This is a genomic window from Streptococcus sp. HMSC072D03, assembly GCF_001812855.1.
Classification (GTDB): Bacteria; Bacillota; Bacilli; order Lactobacillales; family Streptococcaceae; genus Streptococcus; species Streptococcus salivarius_D.
In genome coordinates this window covers 1-23,264 of the sequence record NZ_KV810697.1, presented here as the reverse complement: position 1 = coordinate 23,264, position 23,264 = coordinate 1, and the positions used below count along the sequence as shown (strand labels likewise).

At 41.4% G+C, this 23,264-nt stretch carries 18 protein-coding genes and 1 riboswitch; of the genes, 2 read left to right on the top strand and 16 right to left on the bottom strand.

Features of this window, described 5'->3' with window-relative positions:
* The first annotated feature begins 75 nt into the window (after nt 1-75).
* Entirely contained in the window at nt 76-1,242 is a 1,167-nt protein-coding gene (locus HMPREF2877_RS09710) for a dipeptidyl aminopeptidase (RefSeq protein ID WP_045771893.1), read from the top strand.
* A 74-nt stretch (nt 1,243-1,316) separates the two neighbouring features.
* Here the strand turns inward: HMPREF2877_RS09710 and HMPREF2877_RS09705 are convergent, their stop codons facing one another.
* The 16 genes from HMPREF2877_RS09705 to mvk all read right to left on the bottom strand — a co-directional run bounded on the left by HMPREF2877_RS09705 (nt 1,317) and on the right by mvk (nt 22,311).
* Nucleotides 1,317-2,375 carry a DUF3114 domain-containing protein gene (locus HMPREF2877_RS09705; RefSeq protein WP_045771894.1) on the bottom strand — a complete coding sequence of 353 codons (1,059 nt, stop codon included), beginning with the start codon at nt 2,373-2,375 and terminating at the stop codon, nt 1,317-1,319.
* Nucleotides 2,376-2,404: 29 nt separating this feature from the next.
* On the bottom strand, nt 2,405-3,343 hold the full coding sequence (locus HMPREF2877_RS09700) for an alpha/beta fold hydrolase (RefSeq protein WP_045771895.1): 939 nt from the start codon (nt 3,341-3,343) through the stop codon (nt 2,405-2,407).
* Nucleotides 3,344-3,392: 49 nt separating this feature from the next.
* A complete protein-coding gene (gene thrS / locus HMPREF2877_RS09695; protein WP_045768979.1) occupies nt 3,393-5,339 on the bottom strand; it encodes a threonine--tRNA ligase in 1,947 nt (648 codons plus the stop codon).
* Nucleotides 5,340-5,739: 400 nt separating this feature from the next.
* Complete coding sequence (locus tag HMPREF2877_RS09690; RefSeq protein WP_004182964.1) at nt 5,740-7,062, bottom strand: glycosyltransferase family 4 protein; 1,323 nt, start codon at nt 7,060-7,062, stop codon at nt 5,740-5,742.
* A complete protein-coding gene (locus HMPREF2877_RS09685) occupies nt 7,063-8,061 on the bottom strand; it encodes an LTA glycolipid anchor biosynthesis glycosyltransferase, IagA/BgsA family (RefSeq protein ID WP_021144521.1) in 999 nt (332 codons plus the stop codon). It lies immediately after the preceding gene.
* A gap of 130 nt (nt 8,062-8,191) precedes the next feature.
* A complete protein-coding gene (locus HMPREF2877_RS09680; protein ID WP_070579799.1) occupies nt 8,192-11,209 on the bottom strand; it encodes a Spy0128 family protein in 3,018 nt (1,005 codons plus the stop codon).
* A 392-nt stretch (nt 11,210-11,601) separates the two neighbouring features.
* Nucleotides 11,602-12,294: a 5'-methylthioadenosine/adenosylhomocysteine nucleosidase gene (locus HMPREF2877_RS09675; protein ID WP_004182967.1), complete on the bottom strand. Its 693-nt coding sequence runs from the start codon at nt 12,292-12,294 to the stop codon at nt 11,602-11,604.
* Nucleotides 12,295-12,360: 66 nt separating this feature from the next.
* On the bottom strand, nt 12,361-12,621 hold the full coding sequence (gene macP / locus HMPREF2877_RS09670; protein WP_013990959.1) for a cell wall synthase accessory phosphoprotein MacP: 261 nt from the start codon (nt 12,619-12,621) through the stop codon (nt 12,361-12,363).
* A 3-nt stretch (nt 12,622-12,624) separates the two neighbouring features.
* Nucleotides 12,625-13,173, bottom strand: a complete 549-nt coding sequence (locus HMPREF2877_RS09665) for an NUDIX domain-containing protein (RefSeq protein WP_002886219.1) — start codon at nt 13,171-13,173, stop codon at nt 12,625-12,627.
* A gap of 79 nt (nt 13,174-13,252) precedes the next feature.
* Complete coding sequence (gene glmU, locus HMPREF2877_RS09660; RefSeq protein ID WP_070579796.1) at nt 13,253-14,635, bottom strand: bifunctional UDP-N-acetylglucosamine diphosphorylase/glucosamine-1-phosphate N-acetyltransferase GlmU; 1,383 nt, start codon at nt 14,633-14,635, stop codon at nt 13,253-13,255.
* Between the two features lie 284 nt (nt 14,636-14,919).
* Complete coding sequence (mgtA, locus tag HMPREF2877_RS09655; RefSeq protein ID WP_070579793.1) at nt 14,920-17,580, bottom strand: magnesium-translocating P-type ATPase; 2,661 nt, start codon at nt 17,578-17,580, stop codon at nt 14,920-14,922.
* Between the two features lie 224 nt (nt 17,581-17,804).
* Nucleotides 17,805-17,960: riboswitch (M-box (ykoK) riboswitch) on the bottom strand.
* Nucleotides 17,961-18,254: 294 nt separating this feature from the next.
* On the bottom strand, nt 18,255-18,506 hold the full coding sequence (locus HMPREF2877_RS09650) for a hypothetical protein (RefSeq protein ID WP_070579791.1): 252 nt from the start codon (nt 18,504-18,506) through the stop codon (nt 18,255-18,257).
* On the bottom strand, nt 18,466-19,470 hold the full coding sequence (gene fni, locus HMPREF2877_RS09645) for a type 2 isopentenyl-diphosphate Delta-isomerase (RefSeq protein ID WP_070579789.1): 1,005 nt from the start codon (nt 19,468-19,470) through the stop codon (nt 18,466-18,468). Before fni ends, HMPREF2877_RS09650 begins: the two co-directional genes overlap by 41 nt.
* A gap of 48 nt (nt 19,471-19,518) precedes the next feature.
* On the bottom strand, nt 19,519-20,514 hold the full coding sequence (locus tag HMPREF2877_RS09640) for a phosphomevalonate kinase (RefSeq protein WP_070579786.1): 996 nt from the start codon (nt 20,512-20,514) through the stop codon (nt 19,519-19,521).
* Nucleotides 20,507-21,451, bottom strand: coding sequence for a diphosphomevalonate decarboxylase (mvaD, locus tag HMPREF2877_RS09635; RefSeq protein ID WP_070579784.1), 945 nt, complete (start codon nt 21,449-21,451; stop codon nt 20,507-20,509). The genes HMPREF2877_RS09640 and mvaD overlap by 8 nt, the downstream gene beginning before the upstream one ends.
* Nucleotides 21,433-22,311, bottom strand: coding sequence for a mevalonate kinase (gene mvk / locus HMPREF2877_RS09630; RefSeq protein WP_049554105.1), 879 nt, complete (start codon nt 22,309-22,311; stop codon nt 21,433-21,435). Before mvk ends, mvaD begins: the two co-directional genes overlap by 19 nt.
* Before the next feature lie 262 nt (nt 22,312-22,573).
* Here mvk and HMPREF2877_RS09625 point away from each other — a divergent pair, with 262 nt between their 5' ends.
* Nucleotides 22,574-23,137 carry a nucleotidyltransferase family protein gene (locus HMPREF2877_RS09625; RefSeq protein WP_013990966.1) on the top strand — a complete coding sequence of 188 codons (564 nt, stop codon included), beginning with the start codon at nt 22,574-22,576 and terminating at the stop codon, nt 23,135-23,137.
* The last annotated feature ends 127 nt before the right edge of the window (nt 23,138-23,264 follow it).

Sequence of the window (23,264 nt, the reverse complement as noted above, 5' to 3'; positions counted from 1 at the left end):
TTATTGTGCACTTATATTGTATATTCAAGATATTAAAGTCTGTTACTATTGTACTACATTCGACAGGAGCAAAGCATGGTATTTTTTAAAACAAGAGAATTCGAATTTGAAACACGACGTGTCATGTGGTACTGTCCAAAAGGTGGAAGTGACTTTGCCGAGGTTGAAAATATCTGCCAACAAATCACAGATGGCAACTACGAGTCTTGGTATCATGGCTGGAAAAATGGTGCTGAAAAACTATTAAAACGTAGTCAAAGATATTCCTCTAAAATTAGTCGAGGACATGCTTTTTTGCGAGCCAGTCGTTATTTCCAAGCCTCTGAATTTTTCCTTTCCCCTTTGGATAAAAGAAAAATAGACGTCTATCAACTATCAGTTAAATATTTTTATGAGGGACTAAATACGTTAGAAATTCCTTATCGTTTGGAAAACATTCCGTATGATAATATCTCTTTACGTTCTCTTTATTTCACTCATAAGACAAAAACATGCAAAGGAACACTCTTTATCTGTGGTGGTTTCGATGCCTTGTTAGAAGAACTTTACTTTACAAATGTTGTTGCAGGAATCGAAGAAGGTTATGATGTCATCATTTTTGAGGGAGCAGGTCAATCCTCTGTCCTTAGAGAACATCATCTTCCATTTATTCCTAATTGGGAAAAGGTTTGCCAAGCCGTAATTAATTACTACGAAAATCAAGTTTCTAAACCTTTTATCGGAATCGGTCTATCCTTGGGCGGTTTGCTAATGGCTCGCGCACAAGGAAATAAAAATGACTTATTTGATAGTATTGTTTTATATAATTATTTCCCAAGTGTCCTAGAATCCTTCAAAAATAATATCCCTAGAATATTCCATCGTTTCATTGGTGATACAATGCCAAGTTTTGTTGAAAAGTTAGCTATGTTTTATATTCAAAGAAATAAGTTTTTAAATTGGCAGGTTGAACATGCAAAGTGGAATTTTGGAGAATCCTCACTATCTTCTTTGATTAATCGCTGTAAGGAATTTAAGGAAGTAACAATTACAGGGCCCGTTCTCGTACTTTTAGCTGCCAATGATATGTATTACGATAAACAACTAGGTTTTAAGTATTTTGAATCCATACCCTCGAAAGAGAAAAAGTTAATTATTTTTGATAAAGAAAACTACTCAAGCGACCTTCACTGTCAGAATGGTTCTGCTTTTGATAGCAATGACGAAATCTTTGAATGGTTAAGTGAAATAGAGTTACCTTAATTTATAGACATATGTAAAAAAAAGTGATACAGACCTAAATTTCTTACCATTTAGGTCTGTATCACTCTCTTTTTTTATTTTCTCAAGCGGAAAATCAAATAGCTGACATTAACAAGGAGTAAAACACTCCAAAGAATGAGAAAGGGAATATTTCCTCGGACAGCATTGTGCCAAATACCTAGGGCGTATAAGGCCATAAAGACAAGTGAGCCTAGAACTTCTGTTCCTTTATTGTTTTGTGGTTGTTTAGACATATGAACCTCCTTTGTTTGCTTTTTCTGAACCGGTTTAAAGCCATAAACCAGAGCGAGAAAAAGTCTGGATTGGTGTTTGACATCATTTGCCAAAGACCTATGAGACTGGGCATAGATGCCTTTTGGATTGTAGAAAGATTTATCAAACTGTTCAGGTGCCTTCCGTCCCCAACGTTTTTTAAGTTTGTTGGGTGAACGAAAGCCCTTGGTCATCCGATTACGAAAATCAGGGTCATGTGGTTGGACCGGCTCCACATCCAGTTGCCAGTGGCGTTTGAAATTACCATAGTTAAAACTGGCACCATTAACCACCCCACTTTCAGTCACCTGCTCCGCATCGACCTCATTGAGAAAGTTTCCCTGACTATCCAGAATAAACTCAATCCGATTATAGAGAAGAATTTTTAGATTAACACTTGGAATCCCATCAGGATAAACCGCCTTGCCATCACAGATAGAAACCTTCTGGTGCAAACGTCCCTGATCGAACATGGTGAAAGGTTTCCATCTGAGATAGACGGCCAAAGCTTCTTTATCTGTCATCCCCGGCTTTTTATAATGCGTTCGCACATACTGAGCCTGTTGACTAGAAATCAGGTAACGTAGCTGATGGATTTGTCGCTCTATAGAAACATCCTTAGACAAACTATCACCAGGAAAAGCCAAATCTACCAATTTAACGACATCCTTCCAGAAGGAATCATGCGGTGCCAAGTCAGGATCGAAATAAGATAAAAGGTGTTGGCTTTCTTCAAGCTCTCCCGATAAGTCCTCTGGCATCCCTATATAAGCTAGCAACAGCTTAAGCACCTGCAATGGTTGGTAGTCTCTTTGCCAGTCCTTCCATAAGTGTCGAAAGGCTTTTGAACCAATGAGCATCACATTTCTCCTCAATAACATACGTAAATTTAATCAGTCGTCTCTTTGATGAACTCCTCTATTTTCTCGGCCACCTCTTTGGTCTGATAGTGATAAAGATAATGCGGAGAATCATAAAAAGTCACTTCAATATTTTTCTGGTCCTTTGCAAAGCTAGTCGCATAATGCCGCCAGTCCTCCTGGCTAAAACCAGTACCCTCACCATTAGAGACCATCAGTAAGGTTGGAATTTGTGAATCAATGCTAGAAGTAACCTTTTTCGCATTTTCCTTAACAGACAGGCTCTCATTTAACATAGCCTTTGACAAAATTTGACGGTAGGCTATCCGTTGATAGAGGCGGTGGTCACTATTACTGAGATTGGCATTAGGCACATATAAGCGACTCGGTAAATACCTTAATAAGCCTAATTGACTTCCCCAACGAGCCATACGTAAAATCTGGGGATGTATTGTTAAATGTGCATAACTTTCTGGTAGGGCCCAATCTAAACCAATGATAGCTTTCACTTCACTAGGGTATTTTTTCTGCCACAGAAGTGTCTCTAAGGAGGCCATCGAATGAGAAAGGATTATATAAGGACCTGAGACATGAGCCTTGGCTAGGGCTTGACGTGTCTCTGAAAGAACCTCAGAAACATCTCGGGACTTAGACGTGTCCTCGCTGTAACCATAGCCACCCCTTTCAACAACGACTATCTTATACTGCTTCGAAAGCCCATCATACAAGTCTTTAAAATCTAGAATGGGAGAGGCTGTTCCAGCACCAGAAAGAAAAACTAGAGTTTGTGGCCCCTCCCCCTTTACAAAGACGCTCATGTCATGGCCATTAACAGACACCATTTGCCCCATAGGTTTGAGGGAAGCCTTCTCTCTTTGCAAGGCTAATCTATGGTAAGTAAAGCTCGCTAGTACAAAGACTAGTACTGCTCCCAGCAAAAATAAAAGTCTTTTCCTAAAAACGTGCATGGTTTATCCTACTAAAAAGTCAGCTAGCTTAGCTAACCGACTTTCTGAATTATTCGGCATCTGGGCGTGATTTGCGAGCAATATCAGCAAGGATATTTTCTACAAATTCTGACACAGCTTCAGTGTGTGTTTGTTTTTGTCCATAGCGACGAACGTTAACAGTTCCGTCTTCCATTTCCTTATCACCAACAATCAATTGGTAAGGGATTTTTTGTGTTTGAGACGCACGAATCTTGTATTGCATTTTCTCGTTACGTTCATCCACTTCAACACGGATACCACGGTCACGAAGTTGTTTAGCAACTTCCCAAGCGTAATCTGTGTGGGCTTCATTTGAAACTGGGATAACAGTCACTTGTTGAGGTGCCAACCAAGTTGGGAAGGCTCCTTTATAGTTTTCAATAAGGATAGCTGTAAAGCGTTCCATTGTTGAGATAACACCACGGTGAATCATAACTGGACGGTGTTCTTCCCCATCAGCTCCGATGTATTTAAGGTCAAAGCGTTCTGGAAGCAAGAAGTCCAATTGGATAGTAGAAAGTGTTTCTTCATTACCAAGGGCAGTCTTCACTTGGATATCAAGTTTTGGACCGTAGAAGGCAGCTTCACCTTCTGCTTCAAAGTAGTCGAGTTCCATGTCATCCATGGCTGATTTCAACATGCTTTGAGCATTTTCCCACATTTCATCATTGTCAAAGTATTTGTGAGTATCTTTAGGGTCGCGGTATGACAAACGGAAACGATAGTCAGTCAAGTTGAAATCTTCGTAAACGTCGATAATCAATTGAAGCGTACGTTGGAACTCATCTTTGATTTGTTCAGGTGTTACGAAAGTATGACCGTCATTAAGTGACATTTCACGCACACGTTGAAGTCCTGTAAGGGCACCAGATTTTTCATAACGGTGCATCATACCAATTTCAGCGATACGGATAGGCAATTCGCGGTAAGAATGCACATGGTGTTTGTAAACTTCGATGTGGTGAGGACAGTTCATTGGACGAAGGACAAACTCTTCTCCATCCCCCATATCCATTGGTGGGAACATGTCTTCACGGTAGTGATCCCAGTGACCTGAAGTTTTATAAAGTTCTACAGAAGCAATTGGTGGAGTGTATACGTGTTGGTAGCCTGCTGCTACTTCCTTATCAACAATGTAGCGTTCCAAGACACGACGGATTGTCGCACCGTTTGGCAACCAGAATGGAAGACCTTGACCAACCTCTTGAGAAATCATGAACAAATCAAGTTCTTTACCAAGTTTACGGTGGTCACGTTCTTTAGCTTCTTCAAGGCGTTTAAGGTAAGCCTTGAGATCTTTTTTATCGAACCAAGCTGTACCGTAGATACGTTGCATCATAGCATTATCGCTATTTCCACGCCAGTAAGCACCTGCAACATTCAAAAGGTGGAAGACTTGGATACGACCAGTTGATGGTACGTGTGGGCCACGGCAAAGGTCAACGTACTCACCTTGACGGTAGATAGTCAAACCACCTTCATCTTCTGAATGTTCTTCAATCAATTCCAATTTATATGGATCGTTTTTGAAGATTTCACGCGCTTCGTCTTTTGTCACTTCTTCACGGATTGATGGGAAGTTTTCCTTAACGATTTTCTTCATTTCTTCTTCGATACGAGAGAGGTCTTCGTTAGAAATTTGACCAGCTTCATTGTCAGTATCGTAGTAGAAACCATCTTCGATAGCTGGACCAACACCCAAATGAATATCTGGGAAAAGGCGACGAGCTGCTTGGGCAAACAAGTGAGCTGCTGAGTGACGCAAGATTGGAAGAGCATCTTCGTGATCAGGTGTCACGATTTCGATACTTCCATCTTCAGTGATAGCACGAGTTGTGTCAATCAATTTGCCGTTAAATTTACCAGCAAGAGCTTTCTTAGCCAAAGAGTTGCTGATAGATTGTGCAATTTCAAAAGTTGTAACGCCAGATTCGAATTCACGAACAGCGCCATCTGGGAAAGTAATGTTAATCATCGTATTCTCCTTTATTATTGTTAGCATGAATATTATCGAGGTGCTCTTGAAATCAGGAACAGAAACGTTTTACTATCTTAAATATAAAAAAGCGACATCCTCAAAAGGACGTCGCAACGTGGTTCCACCTTAGTTCATGTACGACAAAAAACGAGTCTGTCCTACACCTCTGATTGGCTCTAACGTAGCCACCGTTTTATGTTTGCATAAAAAGTTAATCGAGTAGTCCCAATCATGTCCTCTGCGTGATTTCCAGCACCACACGCTCTCTGAAAGATTTCCCATGACTGATATGTCTCTATGCGTTATTATAGCATGAAACTGTAATTTTTCAAGCTAATTATCTCTTTTATTAATCAATTCTAAGATTTTATCTGACTAGAAAAATCTGGTAGCTTTCCTAATCCAATAGTTTCGTGATATTTCTGATTTTCTTGACCTGTTTGGCTGATCCTTTGAGGATACGAACAGAGCCATTAACAGGCAAGGTAATAGCCTTAGTTGGCAAATAAGTTACCATACGCGTCAAGCGTTTCATGGTACTATCTTCACCATTCAAATCATTGTGGAAATCCTTAGAAATCGTAAGGTCCAGGTAATACTCATAGACACGTTTTCCGAAGTTTTCCGCAGAAATTTCATAAAGCTTATCGGCCCACTTAGTCTCGTCTTTTTCTGGCGTTGCAATGGCTGCTTCCAAAATGGCCCCGGCTAAATCATTATCATGATAATAAAGCGTTCCAAACATCTGGTCTGTAATCACATTATCCAAATAAGGATTTCCATGAGCAATAATCGGAGTACCGCTAGCCAAGGCTTCCAGATAGGTCAATCCTTGAGTCTCACTGGTTGATGCCGAAATAAAGAAATCAGCAGCCTTATAATAAAGTGCTGTCTCACTAGGCGCAATCATACCAGTGAAAACCACCTTGTCCTGAATACCAAGTTTTTTGGCTTGAGACTTAAGATCTGGTAGGTAAGGACCGTCACCAGCCACAACCAAACGCACCTTGTCGTCTTCCTCCAAAACAGAAGGGAGAGCAGCCAGTACAGCCTGGATGTTTTTCTCATAGGACACACGAGAAAGGCTCAACAACATAGTCTCATCAGAGGCGATACCAAGCTTAGTTCTCAAGTCCGTCACATCATCTTCAGTAATCTCTGGACGTTGGAACTTTTCAAGTTCAATCCCCGTTGGAATGACACGTTTTTCAGCTGCAACCTTATACTTGAGCAAGAGATCATAAACAATCTCACTCGGACAGATAACTCCATCCAAATCGCTCATAAAGCCACGAACAATGTACTTAACCATACTTGGACGGATAACCATACCTTTGGCAATATAGCGGACATAGTCTTCATACTGAGTATGGTAGGTATGCACAACAGGAATCCTAAGTTCGCGTGCAATGGCAATCCCTAGCAGACCTAATGAAAACTCTGTCTGCGTATGAATAATATCAAGCTTATATTGTTTAGCAATCTCTAGTGCCTTGGAAAAGCCACGATAAGCTACACGGCGATCCTTAAAAGCAAAGAAAGGCACACTCGGAATACGGACAATCTGCCAGTCTTCATAGCGGTCAACATCTCTATCAGTCGTGGTAAAGATAAAGACTGTATGTCCCATTTTTTCCAACTGCGTCTTCAGCGTGCGAATACTAGTCGCAACACCTGATACCTGTGGAAAATAGGTATCTGTAAACAATCCGATACGCATTTAAATCTCCAATACTTCTTTGTAGGCTTCAACAAGTTTCTGAGCCACATCATCAATCGAGCGACTTTCTGCAACCTTATACCCTTCTTCTCGTTTGTCCACTTTACCATCGATAATATCTTGCAAGGCCACTACAAATTCGTCCACATTGTGCCCGAATGAGGCTGATTTGTCATCCACCCAGCCTTCATAAACAGGAATATCACGCAAGACCACATGCTGGTGACTGGCAAAGGCTTCTAGCACTACGATTCCTTCAGTTTCCTCGTATGATGGGAAAAAGAAGGCATTAGCACCACTCATGGCTCCCTGGAAGACGGCTCCCTTGAAATAACCTGGGAAGCTGACATTATCAGGATGCTTACCATTAACAATGTCTCGAATCTTTTTAGGAATTAGCCATTTGCTGATACTACCTAACCAAATGAAACGAACATGAGGCATCTTTTCGGCAACCTTGACGAAATCTTCAATTCCCTTGCGTTGGAAATAAAGCCCCGCACAAATCACCACTGGCTGTCCTTCCTTGATACCAAAGTAGTCTCGGAAAACTTCTTCCTTACGTGGATCCTTGCCGTATTTTTTCAAATCAATCCCATTTGAAACAGCAATGATTGGTGTGGTAACTCCGTAAGACTGAATCAATTTTTTGGAATACTCAGACGGTGTAATCACGTAATCGGCCTTTTGATACATGTGGGCCAAATATTTCCCAAAAAGTGGAGCCAAGAGGTTAGAACCGATGAATGAATTTTCAAAGTCCTCACGTGTCGAATGACCATGCATGATGACCTTCTTGCCACGGCGTTTTGCAGCATGCAACAACATCAAGCTGCGTGGCCCATAAGTATTAATATGAACGACATCATAATCACCCAAGATGTCCGTTGTATAGGGAATCCCCGCCAAGTCCAAGGCATGCATCTGATGGTGGAGAGCTCGTCCGATTCCTGATTTTTCAAGAACCGATTTTCCTTCAAGATAAAGTAGAACTTTCATACTCTTCATTATAGCTTAATTTAGTAGAAATTTCATCTTGCAGTTGGCTTTATCTTGATTTCTCATTTAATGAGATGGACAGCCAAACACTAAAAAAGATCGAGAATACTCGATCTTTTAGGTCATCATCTTAAACGTCTTTACGGCGACGATGGCTATATGCTACACCCATGACTGCTGCCACTTCTGCTGCCACACCAAGGGCAAGCAAGGCAGTATCGTTTGCTTGACCAGTCTCTGGAAGTTGAGGTCCTGATTTCTCAGAGGATTGAACTGGCTTAGCTGGTTTTGGAGTCACCGGTGGAGTAGGCGGAGTTGGTGGTGTTGGCGGAACCACTGGTGGTTTAGGTGGGACACTTGGTGGTGTCGGTGGTGTTGGCGGTGTAGGAGGTTTTGGAGAAATGTAACTATTGTTAAATTCTGTATCCAAAGGAAGGAGAACGGCTGCTACAAGTAGATTTTCCTTTTCACCTACAGTCTTAGTAACGGTCACCTGGAATTTAGCCACCATGTTATCATAAACCACGTCAGCTTCATTGCCCTTGACTTCTTCAACAGTGTAGTAGTAAACACCTGGTTTGTCGTAGACAATATTTCCAAAACTAATATTTCCTTGTGCATTATTGGTCACTGTTTGGATAACATTACCCTTGTCGTCCTTGGGGACGAAACTAAACTCACCACCTTTGAGGTTACGACCTGTAAGAACCTTGGTCAATTCGAATTTAGCCTTAGCTGGTTGCACGTCTTTAACATAGTTATTGAAAACAGTGTCTTTTGGATTAGCAACTGTTGATACCAAAGCATCACCATCTCGTGTCACTGTAATCCAGACAGTCGCTTTCATACCATCATAGATGATATCTTCGTTAGTTCCCTTAACTTCTTCAACAGTATAAGTGTAAGTTCCTGCCTTATCAAAGTGAAGTTCACTAAACGCAACACGACCATCAGCTGTATTACCAACTGTTTCGACAATATGACCGGCACTATCTTTGAGAACAAATTGGAACTCATTAGCAGTCAAAGTTTGGTTTACACCTGCCTTAGTCAATTCCTTACTGAACTGAATAGCGGCTTTAGCAGGAGTCACAAACTTGTTGTTAAAGATAGTATCTTTTGGATTAACAACGCTTGAAACAAGAGCATCACCATCACGTGTTACCGTGATAGAAACGGCTGCCTTCATCGTATCATAGACAATTGAGTCATCCTTACCTGCAAGCTCTTCAACGGTGTAGTTGTAAGTACCTACCTTATTGAAAGTCAACTCACTAAAGGCAACCTGACCGTCAGCTGTATTTCCTACAGTCTCAACCACATTTCCAAAGCGGTCTTTGAGGACAAATTGGAATTCATCAGCTTTAAGTCCTTGTTTAACACCGACCTTGGTCAATTCCTTACCGAATGCGATTTTAGCCTTAGCTGGGGTGACCAATTTATTATTAAAGACAATGTCTTCTGGATAGACAACTTTGGCAACCAATTTAACTTGATTGTCCACAGTTTCACGAACAACCTGAATGGTGATATTGGCTTCTAGTTTGTCATAGACCACATCTTCGTCATTACCTGCAACCTCTGTCACACGATAACGATAGATGCCTGGCTTACTGAGTGAGAGATCTGAAAAAACGATTTTACCCTTGGCATCATTAGTGGTTTCCCCTAAGTCAACAGGATTGGCACTATCAGTCACATCAACCAATTTGAAGGTAAATTCTTTGTCCTTGAGGTTTCTGCCTGCCAAGTCCTTCTCAAACTCAAGATTGAAATACGTTTGTTGTTCACCACCTGCATTTCCACGACCTCCAACTAAACGTACTTCATAATCATAATTTTTTGTCTCAGCATTCGTGTATAGGTTAACTTTATTCGTAGTATTATTCTGATTAGATGTTAGCTTTCCTAATCGTGTTTGATACCAAATATAAACCATACGATCTAGCTGATTAAGATTAAGTTCGAATTTAGTATCGTCGTGAGAAAAACTCTTGATTAACTCCATAGCAGATCCCTTGTCAATCCAAGGATCTGCTGAATCAATATAGCGAAGCTGTAGAGATCCATCCACAAATTTTTGGTTATCAGACCAGGTATCAATCAATTGAAGGTTATTTAAAACACGCCTAGCATAATTAACACGCATCCCCCAATTAATCAAAGTAGGATCATTCTTATCTTGACTACCCCACTTAGAAATAATTTCATCTTCTGGGATAGGATTAGCTTTCCCAACTGTAACATCTATAATATGGCCATCAAAATCAAGGTGTAAATGTTCCCCACCTTCAAAATCCTCTGAAAAGAGAGTATCTAACTCTAAATTCATAAATTTCCCGATAGGATAATCTTCAAAATAACGATTAAATGTGGTTTCAATTTTGTTTGTCTTGGGATCAACCTGAGCAATCCCTACAACTTCGTTATTAGGATTGTAAACATTAACACTATAACCCGTCCTAAACTGTAATGCACTTGGTATAGTGAGAATGACCTTATCACCTGAATTAATAGCTATATCATCAGGAAAAGGAATATTGTGATAAACAACCTTGTTAGTCGCGTACTTATTATTACCATTTGGAAATTCCATTTCCACATCAGGATTTTGAATATGGATTTCAGTTCCTATCTTTGTCACCTTGACATCCGCTGAGACGGGATTGGTCGAGTTGGTAATCTTAAGTCCAAAATTATCAAAAGACGTTGTGCTACTATTCTTTGCTTCTGCAAGAGCACTAGCTTCACGTGTCTCATTAACGGCTACAGGTGTCTCACTGAGCCCCTCACTAGTCTTATCTTGTGATGTACTCGTTTGTTCAGAGCTTGCAACCGTTTGCTCTTGAACCGCAGCTTCACTAGTAACAGCAGTCACTGAAATAGCACTGATACTTTCTGCATGAACGGTAGGTTCAACTGTCGCTTCATGACTTGAGACACTAGTGCTTGTCCTTTGGCCCCCACCATCAGACTCGCTAGCTTCCTCAAGTACACTCGTCGCTGGTTGCCCTTTAGGCTCCTCAGCTTGCTCTGCTTTGGCGGTACTCACACCAAAAACTGCAAACGAAAGTAAGACCGATGCAACGCCCACCGTAAACTTACGAATGGAGAAACGTTGCCTCGAATCACCGAATCGGTTATTCATGATTCTATCCTCCCATTATTACAAATCTTAACATTTTTGTAACCCTTTTCATTTTGGATTATACACTATTTTCAGAATTTTGCAAGAAAATTATTTACCTATTTGGATGTTTTGTAAAGCTTTCTAAGATATCAATAGATAGTGAATTTTGTAAACCCTTATATTATAGTCTTTCTTTCGGGACCTCTCTTTTAATATTGTTTTTATTTCTCATTTTATTGCCATAATTTTAATTCAAGTTCCGTCTGAAAAATGCTAAAATTCAGATTTTCTCTTAGAAAAATGAGAAGATTATCTTATCTAAAAGCAGAAAAAAACTGCCATTCTTAAATGAATAGCAGTCTTATTTAAGTTAATTAGGAAAATGAGCATAAACACTCATTTAAAGTATTTTAGTCAAGCTCTTTGAGAAACTCTACTAGAATAGCAGCTGATTGTTTCCCCGCCTGAATAATGAATTCATCAAAGGTAATGTTAGCATCATGAGCCGCTGTATCACTCATGGCACGTACAACGATGAAAGGCTTTTTAACACTGTGTGCGGCTTGAGCAATAGCTGCTCCCTCCATCTCTACAGCCAAGACTTCTGGAAAATGCCCCTTAATAGCATCAATCTTGTCTTGACCCGCAATGAAGCTATCACCCGTAGCGATTAGCCCAATCTTAGAATCAATGGAAGCCTGAGCCAAGACCTTCTCGAAAGTCTCTACGAAGGTAGAGTCACTTTCAAAGTAGAGTGGCTGCATAGACATTTGCCCATAATCATAGCCAAAGGCTGTCAAATCAACATCGTGATAGGCTAATTTTGAAGCCACAACCACATCTCCAATTTTAAGTCCAGGTGCTACTGCTCCTGCAGAACCAGTGTTAATGAGGGCATCAACACCAAAATGGTCTGCCAAGACAGCCACAGACATGGCTGACATAACCTTACCAACACCTGATTGCACCAAAACGACGTCGTGTTTGCCTAAGCGTCCTGTGTAGTAGGTATTGCCAAGAACAGTTTCTTCAACCTTATTTTCCAATTGCTCCACTAGAAGCACTAACTCCTGCTCCATGGCAGCGATAATTCCGATTTTCATATAGTTCCTTTTCAGCTTGTAATCTTTCCTGAATCAGTAGCTAGGGCTATCTGACTCATAGACTTTTTAGAAATAAAAGACAGCAATGAAGAGAAGAATCAAGAGGACCACAACCCAAAAGAGGATGCGATTAAGCTTGTGTTGAAATTGATTGCGTTTAGCATTCTCAATTCGACGGCTCTTGTAGGCAGAAGGCTGGTAATCAGCCTCATAATCCTCATCGTAGAACTCTTGATCATAGTCCTCATAATAAGGATGTTCCTCTAAATCGATTTCCCCACGCTTGGCCTGCTCAATGATATCGTCGGTCAAAAGTGGTTTTCCCATTGCTTATTTTCCTCCGAAATGAAGTGCATAGTATTGGAGTGCAATGATGGTTTTGGCATCCTGAATAGCCCCTGAAGCCACAAGTTCCATACACTCCTCATAGGTCAATTCATAGAGTTCAAGGAACTCATCATCATCAAGTGGACGTGGATTTTCCACAGGTTTAAGGTTGGTCGCTACATAGAGTTTGATTCTCTCATTACAAAAGCCAATGGCTGTGTAAAATTCATAAATCAATTCCAGATCACCCTTGTATTGAGTCTCCTCTTCAAGTTCACGCGCTGCTGCAGCCATTTCATCGCCAGCTTCACCGACTTCCAGTTTACCTGCAGGAATCTCGTAAGAAACCGCCTCAATAGCCTTACGGTATTGTTTGACGATAATGATTTTCCCTTCTGGGGTAACCGCTAAAACAGCTACTGCTCCCTTGTGGAAGATGAGTTCACGACCAGCTGTCTTACCGTCTGGTAAGAGGACTTCGTCTACTGCAACTTCAAAAATATGTCCCTTAAATTTTGACTCACGTTTGAGTGTTTTTTCTTCAAAATCCATGAATTGACTCCTTTTACTTCTGACCTCATTCTAGGCTACCCCTACTCTACAAGAGAATCTAGCTCAGATAGCCTTAAGCCTACTTTTGTTGGCTTGGGTGGTGAGGTTTCTTAATGGCATAGCCTTCTTTATTGACCTGACGGCCACGTCCAATGGCTACGCTGTCAGCTGGCACATCATCTGTGATGGTTGAACCAGCCGCTGTGAGGGCGTTAGCCCCAATTTCAAGCGGTGCAATCAAGGTTGAATTGCTTCCGATAAAGACATTATTGGCAATTTGTGTCTTGAACTTGTGTTGTCCATCATAGTTAACAGTAATTGTTCCAGCACCAAAGTTAACATCAGAACCAACTTCCGCATTACCAATGTAGGTCAAGTGACCAGCCTTAGTATTTTCACCGATGGTAGAACCCTTAACCTCGACGAAGTTACCGATATGAACACCTTCTTTGAGAATTGAATCCGGACGAACATGGGCAAACGGACCAACGGTAACACCTTTTTCAACCACTGAATGCTCAATCATAGAGTTAGTGATAACAGTATTGGCACCGATAGTTGAATCAACAATATAAGTCCCATTGGTAAGCACTGACTCTGCACCGACTTTAGTTTGCCCTTTAAGCGTAACATTGGCTTCAATGACAACGTCTGGCTCAATTTCCACATCCACATCGATATAAGTAGCGTTTGGATTTTGGAAAGTAACACCATTAACCATGTGAGCTTGGTTGATGCGACGACGCATAACATCTTCTGCCGTAGCCAAGGCAACACGGTCGTTAACCCCGAGACTTTCTTCAAAGTCACGAAGAGTGAAGGCACCTACTTTTTCACCATTCTCACGGAAAATAGAAATAACATCAGTCAAATAGTATTCCCCTTGAGCGTTGTTAGTGTTGATATTTTTAAGTGCTTCGAAGAGACGTTTATTGTCAAAGACATAAGTCCCTGTATTGATTTCTTTGACCTGTTGTTCGAATTCGTTGGCATCTTTTTGCTCAACAATCTTAGTCACTTCGCCATTTTCGTTACGGATAATACGACCATAACCAAATGGATTGTCCGCAGTTGCAGTCAAGATAGTGGCAACATTTTTGTGATTAACATGGAAATCAATAAGGTTTTTAAGGCTTTCACCAGTAATCAAAGGCGTGTCACCAGCAATAACAAGCGTTTGACCTTCAAGTCCAGCCAACTCTTCTTCAGCCATCATTACTGCGTGACCAGTCCCCAACTGCTCAGTTTGCATGGTGAAGGCAGATTGACCATCCAAAACCTCACGAACAAGCTCAGCCTTGTGACCAATAACAGTAACGTTTTTAGCTGGTTCGATAGCTGAAACTGCACGGAAGACGTGCTCAAGCATAGTGATGCCTGAAACCTTGTGCAATACTTTTGGAAGATCTGATTTCATGCGAGTTCCTTTACCCGCAGCAAGGATAATAGCGTAATTACTCATTTTCTTTTTCCTTCTTAAGATTTTTTTGTGATGGTTTCCTTCGAGACGGTCTTAGCCTTGAGCCCCAAATCTCAGGGCCTCCACCTCCCACTGGGATAGCCTACGAAAGAAAGGGGCCTTGAAAACATAGTCTCTCATTTCTTAGAAAAGATGTCCTCATAACAGACGTTTTTTAGGGCCTCTGATTATCTATAATCGCCCTATTATACCATAAATGAAAAGGTTTTGGCAGAATGAAAGGTAATGAAAAAAGAGCTTATGCTCTTTTTCTAAGTATAGTTATCCTATAACCATTCTTTGTATTTCTTAATATAGATATGCTTCACAAAGGTAACACTAAGCATATACAAAGTAATGATGATAAACAAGAGAATGAAATAGAGACCGTTTAGATGGCTGAGTTTTAAGAGACTAGCCAATGGACTGTATGGAAGAGAAGTCACAAAGAAAGCAGCAAATAAGGTTGTCACAACAACTGATGGTGCTGGGTGACTTTGAATAAATGGTAGTTTTGGTGAACGTAACATGTGGATAACCATGGTTTGAGACCACATAGATTCGATAAACCAACCTGTTTGGAAAATAATGATAAAGGCTGCTGCTTCTGGTGAACCATGAACATAGCCATGCCCCAAAATCATTGGCACAATGATGAAATAGAGCAAGATATATGTCAAAATATCAAATACGGACGAAATAGGTCCTATCCAAGCCATGAAACGCATGATTGATTTGGCTTCCCAGATATGTGGCTCTTTAAGAAATTCCTTGTCCACATTGTCAAATGGAAGGGCGATACAAGAGATATCATAGACAAGATTTAGGACAATCAAATGCACAGGTGCCATTGGTAGGAATGGTAAGAAAATGCTGGCAAAGAGGAGAGAAAAGATATTCCCGAAATTTGAAGAAACGGTCATCTTGATATATTTGGTCATATTAGCATAGACCTTCCGTCCTTCAACCAAACCTTTTTCCAAGACCATTAAATCCTTATCAAGCAAGATAACATCTGCAGTTTCTTTGGCGATATCAACAGCTGTATCCACAGAAATCCCCACATCTGACACCTTCATGGATGGGGCATCGTTGATACCATCACCCATATAGCCTACCTTATGCCCATTTTCCTTAAGGCTTAGGATAATTCGTGCCTTTTGGTCTGGGGATAACTTAGCAAAGACTGTTGTCGTTTCCACAGCCTTAGCCAAATCTTGATCTGACATGGTATCAAGATCACTTCCAAGTAGAATGTGCGTCACATCTAGACCAACTTTTTCACAGACAGCCTGTGTCACCTTATCATTGTCTCCAGTCAAAATTTTTGTGGTCACACCATATTCCGCCAAAGCCTTGATAGCAGGTGCTGCTGATGGTTTTGGTGGGTCAAGGAAGGCAAGATATCCCGTCAAAATCATATCACTTTCATCTTCAACACTAAAGACGTCATTTTCATTAAGTTGTGATTTGTAGCTAACACCGAGAACACGCAAACCTTGTTCATTCAACTGTGCAACTTCCGCAAGGACTTCCTCACGAACATCGTCAGTCAATGGGATAATGTCTCCCTTGTATTCCACATAGTTAGAAACAGAGAGCATTTCTTCAAGGGCACCTTTTGTCACCATGCTAACAAATCCATCAGTGTCTTGAACAATGACACTCATGCGACGACGTTCAAAATCAAAAGGTAGCTCATCAATCTTGTGGAAGGTCTGGTCAAGGTCACGAACGATGTCATGTTTCTTAGCTTCTCTTTCAGTTCGGCTAATAATGGCACGGTCCATAAGATTTTTTAAGCCAGTTTGGAAATAAGAATTAAGATAGGCTCTCCGAAGTACTGATAGGTCAAGGTCACCATGGATATCAAGAGGGTACTCAAGAACGATTTCATCCTGAGTCAGGGTTCCTGTCTTATCCGTACAAAGGATGTCGATAGCCCCTAGGTCTTGAATAGCATTAAGTTTTTTGATGACCACCTTTTCCTTGGCCATAATGATAGAACCCTTGGCAAGACTGGCTGTGATAATCATCGGCAACATTTCTGGGGTCAAACCGACTCCCACACTAAGGGCAAAGACGCCGGCTTCAAGCCAGTCCCCATCTGTTAAACCGTTAATCACAAAAACAACAGGAACCATAACCAACATGAGTCGAATCAAGAGCCAAGAAATGGAATTCATCTCACGTTCAAATGAAGTTGGTTCGTCATAAGTATTGATGGTCTGCTCAATTGCTCCCATCATGGTTTCATCACCAACAACTAAAACCAAGGCTGTTGCACGACCAGAGATAACATTAGTTCCCATGAAAGCAAGGCTCTCACTTTCAAGCAGGCTCTCTAGATTTTGACCATCTGCTTTAGCCAGACAAGCTTTTTCCACAGCATCGCTTTCACCTGTCAAGCCAGACTGTTGAACAAAGAAATCACGAGAATCTAGTAAGACCACATCAGCCGGAATCATATCTCCCGCACTTAGTTTGACCACATCTCCAACCACAATTTCATCAATTGGGATTTCTTGCTCACTGCCATCTCGAAGTACTGTTGCTGTATTGACAATCATGCGAGACAAATTACTGGCAGCCTTGTCGCTACGAAGTTCTTGAATAAAACGGATACCACCAGATATCAAAACTAGAGTGACAATGATGATAGAAGTCGTTGGGTCTTCTTCACCCGGTTTAGCAAGCCAGACATTGGTGATAAAGGAAACCAGAGCAATGACTAAGAGAATAACAGTAAAGGGATTGATGATAGATTCATAAATCTTTTTAATGATAGAATCCTCTTGTCCTTTGGTTATGACATTTTCCCCAAAAAGGTCACGGTTTTCTTCTACTTGGTCTTCCTTCAAGCCATCCAAATGAGTCTTGTAGCGAGTAAGGGTTGTTTCAAGTGGCTCTTGAAGAGCAGCAATAAGTCTTTCTTTATTTGTTGACATTGGAATCTCCTTATTTAATCAGGAGCCAATCACTTATGGAGTCCCTAAGACACTAATCAGCGATTGACTGGTTAGGTGCGGTTCGGGGTGATCGTCGATTAGTCTCATAGGTTTCTCCTTTCATTTTTTTACATAGTGGGTGGACCTCAGACAAAAGAAAAGAGTCCTACCCATATACAGGTAAGACTCTATAAACTCGAGGTTGATTTTTTAATAGATTCTGTCAAAAAATGGACCGTTCAAGCTTTAGCTCCGCAAGGCGATGAAATGAGCTTAGTCTTGACCTTGGCGATCAGGACTGTTGACCAACGAGTAGTGTCTCCACTGCTTTGCGGTAGTCATCCGTATCCTTGTGGTAGCCTCACCTACCGTATTTCACTGAAAATTATACTCCTAAGGCGGTAACTTGTCAAGGGGAAAAGTTACTTTTTGCTTGAGTGGATAATAAAAAAGAGGTTACGCTCTTTTTTGTAAAATAATATTTTTTGAGACTTTCCTTAAGTGAGTGCGGACGTCAGCGAACTTCTTCGAAGCTCCATGACTAATTTTTGAGCCTAAGGTCTCAAAAATTCCGAGTTCTAGAAATACAAGTATTTCTAGAACTTTTCTCACAGCGGAAAGTCTCGTTAAGTGCTCGCTTTGCTCGCTAGAAGCAAGTCAAACCAAGAATACAATTATTTTTCTTTGACAGGTGTTAAGGTAATGTCGCCCTCATCATCATCATAATATACTCTTGCGGTGATTTTATCACCATTGATAGAGGCATCTTTTAACATTACCGCAGCGACATTTGAACCAATACCACTATTGTTGCCATCTCCATCATCACTCAGAGAAATTGTTTTACCATCTTTGGAAATTAAAAAAAGAGCACTTGGCTCTTTCCTACTTTCCTTGCTTGATATAAGTCCCTTGTAGCTTACCATGTAAGATGTAATCTACGGATTTGAGCTCATCAATAGTCCGACAATCAAGGGCACACATGATGAGACGAAGGTCTTCCTTCCAGCCATTGACAATAGCCACAACCTTATCCACAGGGTAACGTTCCACCAATTCAAGGACAGTGCGTGAGAGCCCAACGCCTTTTGCTCCTAGAACCAGGCATTTGACCATATCGAGTGGGTTTCGCACGCCACCTGAGGCTAGGATTTCCACATTATCACGAAGGTCTTGGGCTTGCAAGAGGGTCTGAACGGTGCTTTGTCCCCAGTCATTGAGGTAATCACGGTTACCGCCTCGACTATTTTCAATATAGGCGAAGCTAGTCCCACCACGACCTGAGATATCCACAGTCTTGATGCCTTGAGACATGGCATAATGAATGGTTTCCACATCCATACCAAAGCCGACCTCCTTAAGCACAAGAGAAACCTCTATGTTCTGTGCATAAGCCGCCACATTTTCCTTCCAAGTGTGGAAAATACGCTCTCCCTCAGGCATGAGAAGCTCCTGCATAAGGTTAACATGGAGCTGTAAAAAGACTGGATTCATAGCTTCCACCGTCTTAATCCCCAGGTCCACAGACTTATCCACACCGATATTGGTCGCAAGGTCTAAGTCTGGAAACTCCTGACGATAGTCAAAGGATTCTGGTGCTTCTCCCTTTAGAGCAGCACTGTAGGAACCCGTCACCATGAGAATACCTGTTCGACTGGCCACCTCAGCCAATTTACGATTAACTGCACCACCTTTGGCAGAACCACCTGTCATGGCATTGATATAAAAGGGAAAGTTCCAATCTCGTCCTGCAAAATGTGTGGACAAGTCAATCTGATCTAAATCATAAGTTGGTAGAGACTTGTGGATAAGTTCCATATCGTCAAAACTATTATAGGGCGACTGGTACTTGAGGGCATAACGGATGTGATCGTCTTTACGATTTGTCATAGGTTATTTCTTTACTTTCTTGCGTGATAATATCTACTAGGCTGACCTTTAAACCTCATACAAGAGCTCTATTCCTACCTGTTGCCAACGCTCAACTAGAGCATCTCGGCTAGCTTGGTCAAAGGCAAAGGCGATACCACAGTCGCCACCTCCAGCTCCAGAGGACTTAGCAATGGCATCGAGTCCTTGCTCTGCTTCTTTGAGTTTTTTCAGCTTGTCCACATAAATATCTGGACTCAGTGATTCCAACTGGTCACTGACAGCTTGAAGGCTGCTCTTAAGCAAGTTCTTATCTCCTGTTTCCAGAGCCTTGATGGCAGCTTGAACAGCAACTTCGGTTTCACCTAGATACTTGCTTGATATACGAGATTTGGCCATCTTAACCATGTCTTTGGAGATAGCAGCTTGCTTGGTCCAGCCCACCAAAAAATGAGCTTTGAGAGCTGGTACTACTGGTCTGATACGATAGCCCCAGTCTAATTCCAAAAGTTCTGATAGAGTCATTTGGTTTATAAGCTTTGCTATTTTTGCACGGTCAAAAGAGCGATAGGAAACCAGATCCTCGTATACGATACAAGCTAGGTCCCCCATAGAACCGTTGTCTCCTTGTTTGAGGAGGGTGTAACTAGCTAATTTAAAGAGAATGTCTTCGGACAAGTCTTTCTGCAGAGCCGCTGCCAGGGCCTTGAGGGTCAAAACCACAACTGAACCTGATGAGCCAATGCCAAATTTAACACCATCTCGCTCCAACTTTCCAGTAATTGAAAGGTTCAGAATAGGCAAGTTCTCACCACAATAGGCTTCAAAAGTATTCAAAGCCTCTTGAATGAGGGCATAATTTGCGTCTGGCTCACGGTTAACACTATAGTCAAACATATCAGAAGATAGCTGTGTGCTTGGTGCTTCCTTGACCTCTGCTGACATAAAGATAGGGATGAACTGGATTAGGGCTGTCTGCCCAGGTGTTAGAACTGAATATTCTCCAGCAATGTAGAGTTTTCCGCCAGTTTTTACCCTGACTCGACTGACCGACTGCTTAGGCATCTGGCAACTCCTTGGTGCGTGAAACAATGACCTCATAGTCCTTACGGAAGTGCTCTGCTAGGCGGTCCAGGTCTTCTTCCAGACAAAGCACCTTAACATTTGGTCCTGCATCCATAGTGAAATAACACTGTTCACCAGAGGCACGGAGGGCCTTAACCTTGTCCATAGCCTGATAGGAAGCATCCGTCAGATATGAAAATGGAGGGTTGGCCGTACTTGTGGTTTGGTGCATACGAAGGGCATTTGCTTCAGTGAGCTCACCGACCGCTTGGAAATCATTAGCCTTGAGATAGCCTAACATATCCTCGTAATCCTGCTCGGACTGTTTAATCCACTCTGGGAAGGATGTCGATGTTTCGGTACACAACTTCATACCATCACGGCTTGATACGGGTTTCTTTTGGTCTGTCAAAACCAGCATAATCATGGCCAATTTAAGGTCTGTTTCTACTTGGTAAACATCACCACTATTCTTGTCCCAAGCTGCCAATGGACCAAAGAAAGACCGTGATGAGGAACCTGAAGCAAACTTGGCAATTTGAGCCAATTCAGACTGCGTTTTTCCTACTTGGAAAAGCTCGTTAGCCGCCTTAACTAGGGCAGAAAGTCCTGAGGAACTTGAGGATAGACCCGCTGCTGTTGGCATGTTGTTCCAAGTTTCAATCTTGACATGTTGGTTGGGATTAGTACGGAAGAGATCTAAAACCTTGCTGGCCTTGGTTGTTTCTTTTTCCCCTTGGAGCTCATCATCGATATACATGACATCACCAGTCGTATCCTCAGGCAGAAAAGATAACTTGGTTTCCGTATACATATTTTCCAAAGTCAGTGAGATACTACTGGTTGAAGGAATCATACGCTCCGCATCTGCCTTACCCCAGTATTTGACAATAGCAATATTTGCGTACGATTTGACGCTTACAGGCTTTCTATCCACGTGTTTACGGCTCCTTTTTCTTGAAGTTTTTTAGCAATCGTTCGGGCTTGGTCTTTAGTACTTGTCAGGGCAATAATACAGCCACCAAGTCCTCCGCCTGACATCTTGGCTCCCAGTGCACCATGCTCCAGAGCAGTTGCTACTAGAAGATCCGACAAATCACAAGACACCCCTAAAGATTTAAGGTGATTATGGGCTTGAGACATGAGCTGACCAAGAAGCTTTTGATCCTTGGCTTTGAGGGCGCGTTCTGCCTTCTGACTTAATTCGCCCAGTTGGTTGAGATCTGACAAGGCATCTAAACCAATGGCCTCAACCTTTTCCACAGCCTCACGGGTATTTCCATGGATACCCGTATCAGCAATGACCAGATAGGCACCTAAATTGACCTCGATTTCCTTGAAACCGATATTACGCGTAAAGCTAATAGCTTTGTCACTCAAGCAGGTCTTTGCATCTAAACCACTAGGTTTACTATGGGCAATGGTCTCCGCCTGATGGACTAGCATTTCCAAGGTCTCCTGGCTAAGCTCCTGATCAAAATAATCAAAGACCGCTCGAATTGCCGCAATGGCTACAGCCGCAGACGACCCCATGCCACGCTTTTCAGGGACACTAGACTTAATAGCATAGCTAATAGGCTGATTCTTGATTTCCAGATAATTAAGCGCTGAAAAAATCGCTGTCGTCAAGGGATCTTGAGCCTTGAGCGTCAAAGGAGTCGCAGCCGCCTGAATCTGACAGACAACCTCAATATCCTTAAGAGGGAGGGCAAGGGCAGGATGACCATAAACGACCGAGTGCTCCCCCATCAAAATAATCTTACTGTGAGCCTTGCCCACTCCTACTTTCTTAGTCATAAATTACACACACTCACAGACGAATTTGCAGGCGAGTGTCTTTCTAGATTTTTCATACAGATTCTAGTGGTGACTCAAGGTCAATCAAGCATTCAAAGGAGACAAAGAGCACCAATCTAAAGAATTTTCTTATAGCACTTCTATCTTATCATCAAAGCGCAAAAAAAGCGACATCTAACCTAGAGTGTCGCTTTGCATTAGAGATATGATCTTATTTTGATATTTCTATCTTAAACTAGTACAATACCAATGAGGTTTTAAAATGATTGATGTCGAAAAACTAATTAAACAGAACTCCGAACTAATGGCACTATTAAAGATTATCCACTCTTTCCAACTAAATGACTGTTGGCTTTGTGCTGGAACTATACGCAATTATATTTGGGACTACTTAAGTACCGGAAATACATCTTCAAATATCAATTTATCTGATATCGATGTCATTTTCTTTGATAAAAATATATCATATGAACGAACTGTTGAAATAGAGAATCAGATAAAGAGAAGACATCCTGAATACAATTGGGAAATAAAAAATCAGTATTATATGAATATACATAGTCCTAATACTGAAAAGTATATCAGCTCTACAGATGCTGTTTCAAAATTTCCCGAAAAATGTACTGCTATAGCTGCTAGACTAAATGACAATCAGGAACTAGAGGTATTTATTCCTTTTGGAACAGACGATTTGATTAACTTCAGAGTATCACCCACACCGCATTACTTTTCAGATAAAGAACGACAAACGGTCTATAACGAGAGAGTAAAGAAGAAAAATTGGAATACAATATGGCCCAACATTTCTATAGAATTTATCAAATAGATTAAACTATTATTTGAGATCTACTTTCTTCAAGACTTTCCGCTGTGAGAAAAGTTCCTGGAACTATTAAGTTTCAGGAACTCGGAATTTTTGAGACCTTAGGCTCAAAAATTAGTCATGGAACTTC

Coding starts and splice junctions, on each gene's coding strand:
- macP (WP_013990959.1), bottom strand. CDS start 12,621: ATGGGAAAACCACTTTTGACCGACGATATCATTGAGCAGGCCAAGCGT.
- HMPREF2877_RS09685 (WP_021144521.1), bottom strand. CDS start 8,061: ATGAAAGTTCTACTTTATCTTGAAGGAAAATCGGTTCTTGAAAAATCA.
- fni (WP_070579789.1), bottom strand. CDS start 19,470: ATGACAAATCGTAAAGACGATCACATCCGTTATGCCCTCAAGTACCAG.
- HMPREF2877_RS09650 (WP_070579791.1), bottom strand. CDS start 18,506: ATGGTAAGCTACAAGGGACTTATATCAAGCAAGGAAAGTAGGAAAGAG.
- HMPREF2877_RS09665 (WP_002886219.1), bottom strand. CDS start 13,173: ATGGATTTTGAAGAAAAAACACTCAAACGTGAGTCAAAATTTAAGGGA.
- glmU (WP_070579796.1), bottom strand. CDS start 14,635: ATGAGTAATTACGCTATTATCCTTGCTGCGGGTAAAGGAACTCGCATG.
- thrS (WP_045768979.1), bottom strand. CDS start 5,339: ATGATTAACATTACTTTCCCAGATGGCGCTGTTCGTGAATTCGAATCT.
- mgtA (WP_070579793.1), bottom strand. CDS start 17,580: ATGTCAACAAATAAAGAAAGACTTATTGCTGCTCTTCAAGAGCCACTT.
- HMPREF2877_RS09705 (WP_045771894.1), bottom strand. CDS start 2,375: ATGCTCATTGGTTCAAAAGCCTTTCGACACTTATGGAAGGACTGGCAA.
- HMPREF2877_RS09710 (WP_045771893.1), top strand. CDS start 76: ATGGTATTTTTTAAAACAAGAGAATTCGAATTTGAAACACGACGTGTC.
- HMPREF2877_RS09700 (WP_045771895.1), bottom strand. CDS start 3,343: ATGCACGTTTTTAGGAAAAGACTTTTATTTTTGCTGGGAGCAGTACTA.
- HMPREF2877_RS09680 (WP_070579799.1), bottom strand. CDS start 11,209: ATGAATAACCGATTCGGTGATTCGAGGCAACGTTTCTCCATTCGTAAG.
- HMPREF2877_RS09690 (WP_004182964.1), bottom strand. CDS start 7,062: ATGCGTATCGGATTGTTTACAGATACCTATTTTCCACAGGTATCAGGT.
- HMPREF2877_RS09675 (WP_004182967.1), bottom strand. CDS start 12,294: ATGAAAATCGGAATTATCGCTGCCATGGAGCAGGAGTTAGTGCTTCTA.
- HMPREF2877_RS09625 (WP_013990966.1), top strand. CDS start 22,574: ATGATTGATGTCGAAAAACTAATTAAACAGAACTCCGAACTAATGGCA.
- HMPREF2877_RS09640 (WP_070579786.1), bottom strand. CDS start 20,514: ATGCCTAAGCAGTCGGTCAGTCGAGTCAGGGTAAAAACTGGCGGAAAA.
- mvk (WP_049554105.1), bottom strand. CDS start 22,311: ATGACTAAGAAAGTAGGAGTGGGCAAGGCTCACAGTAAGATTATTTTG.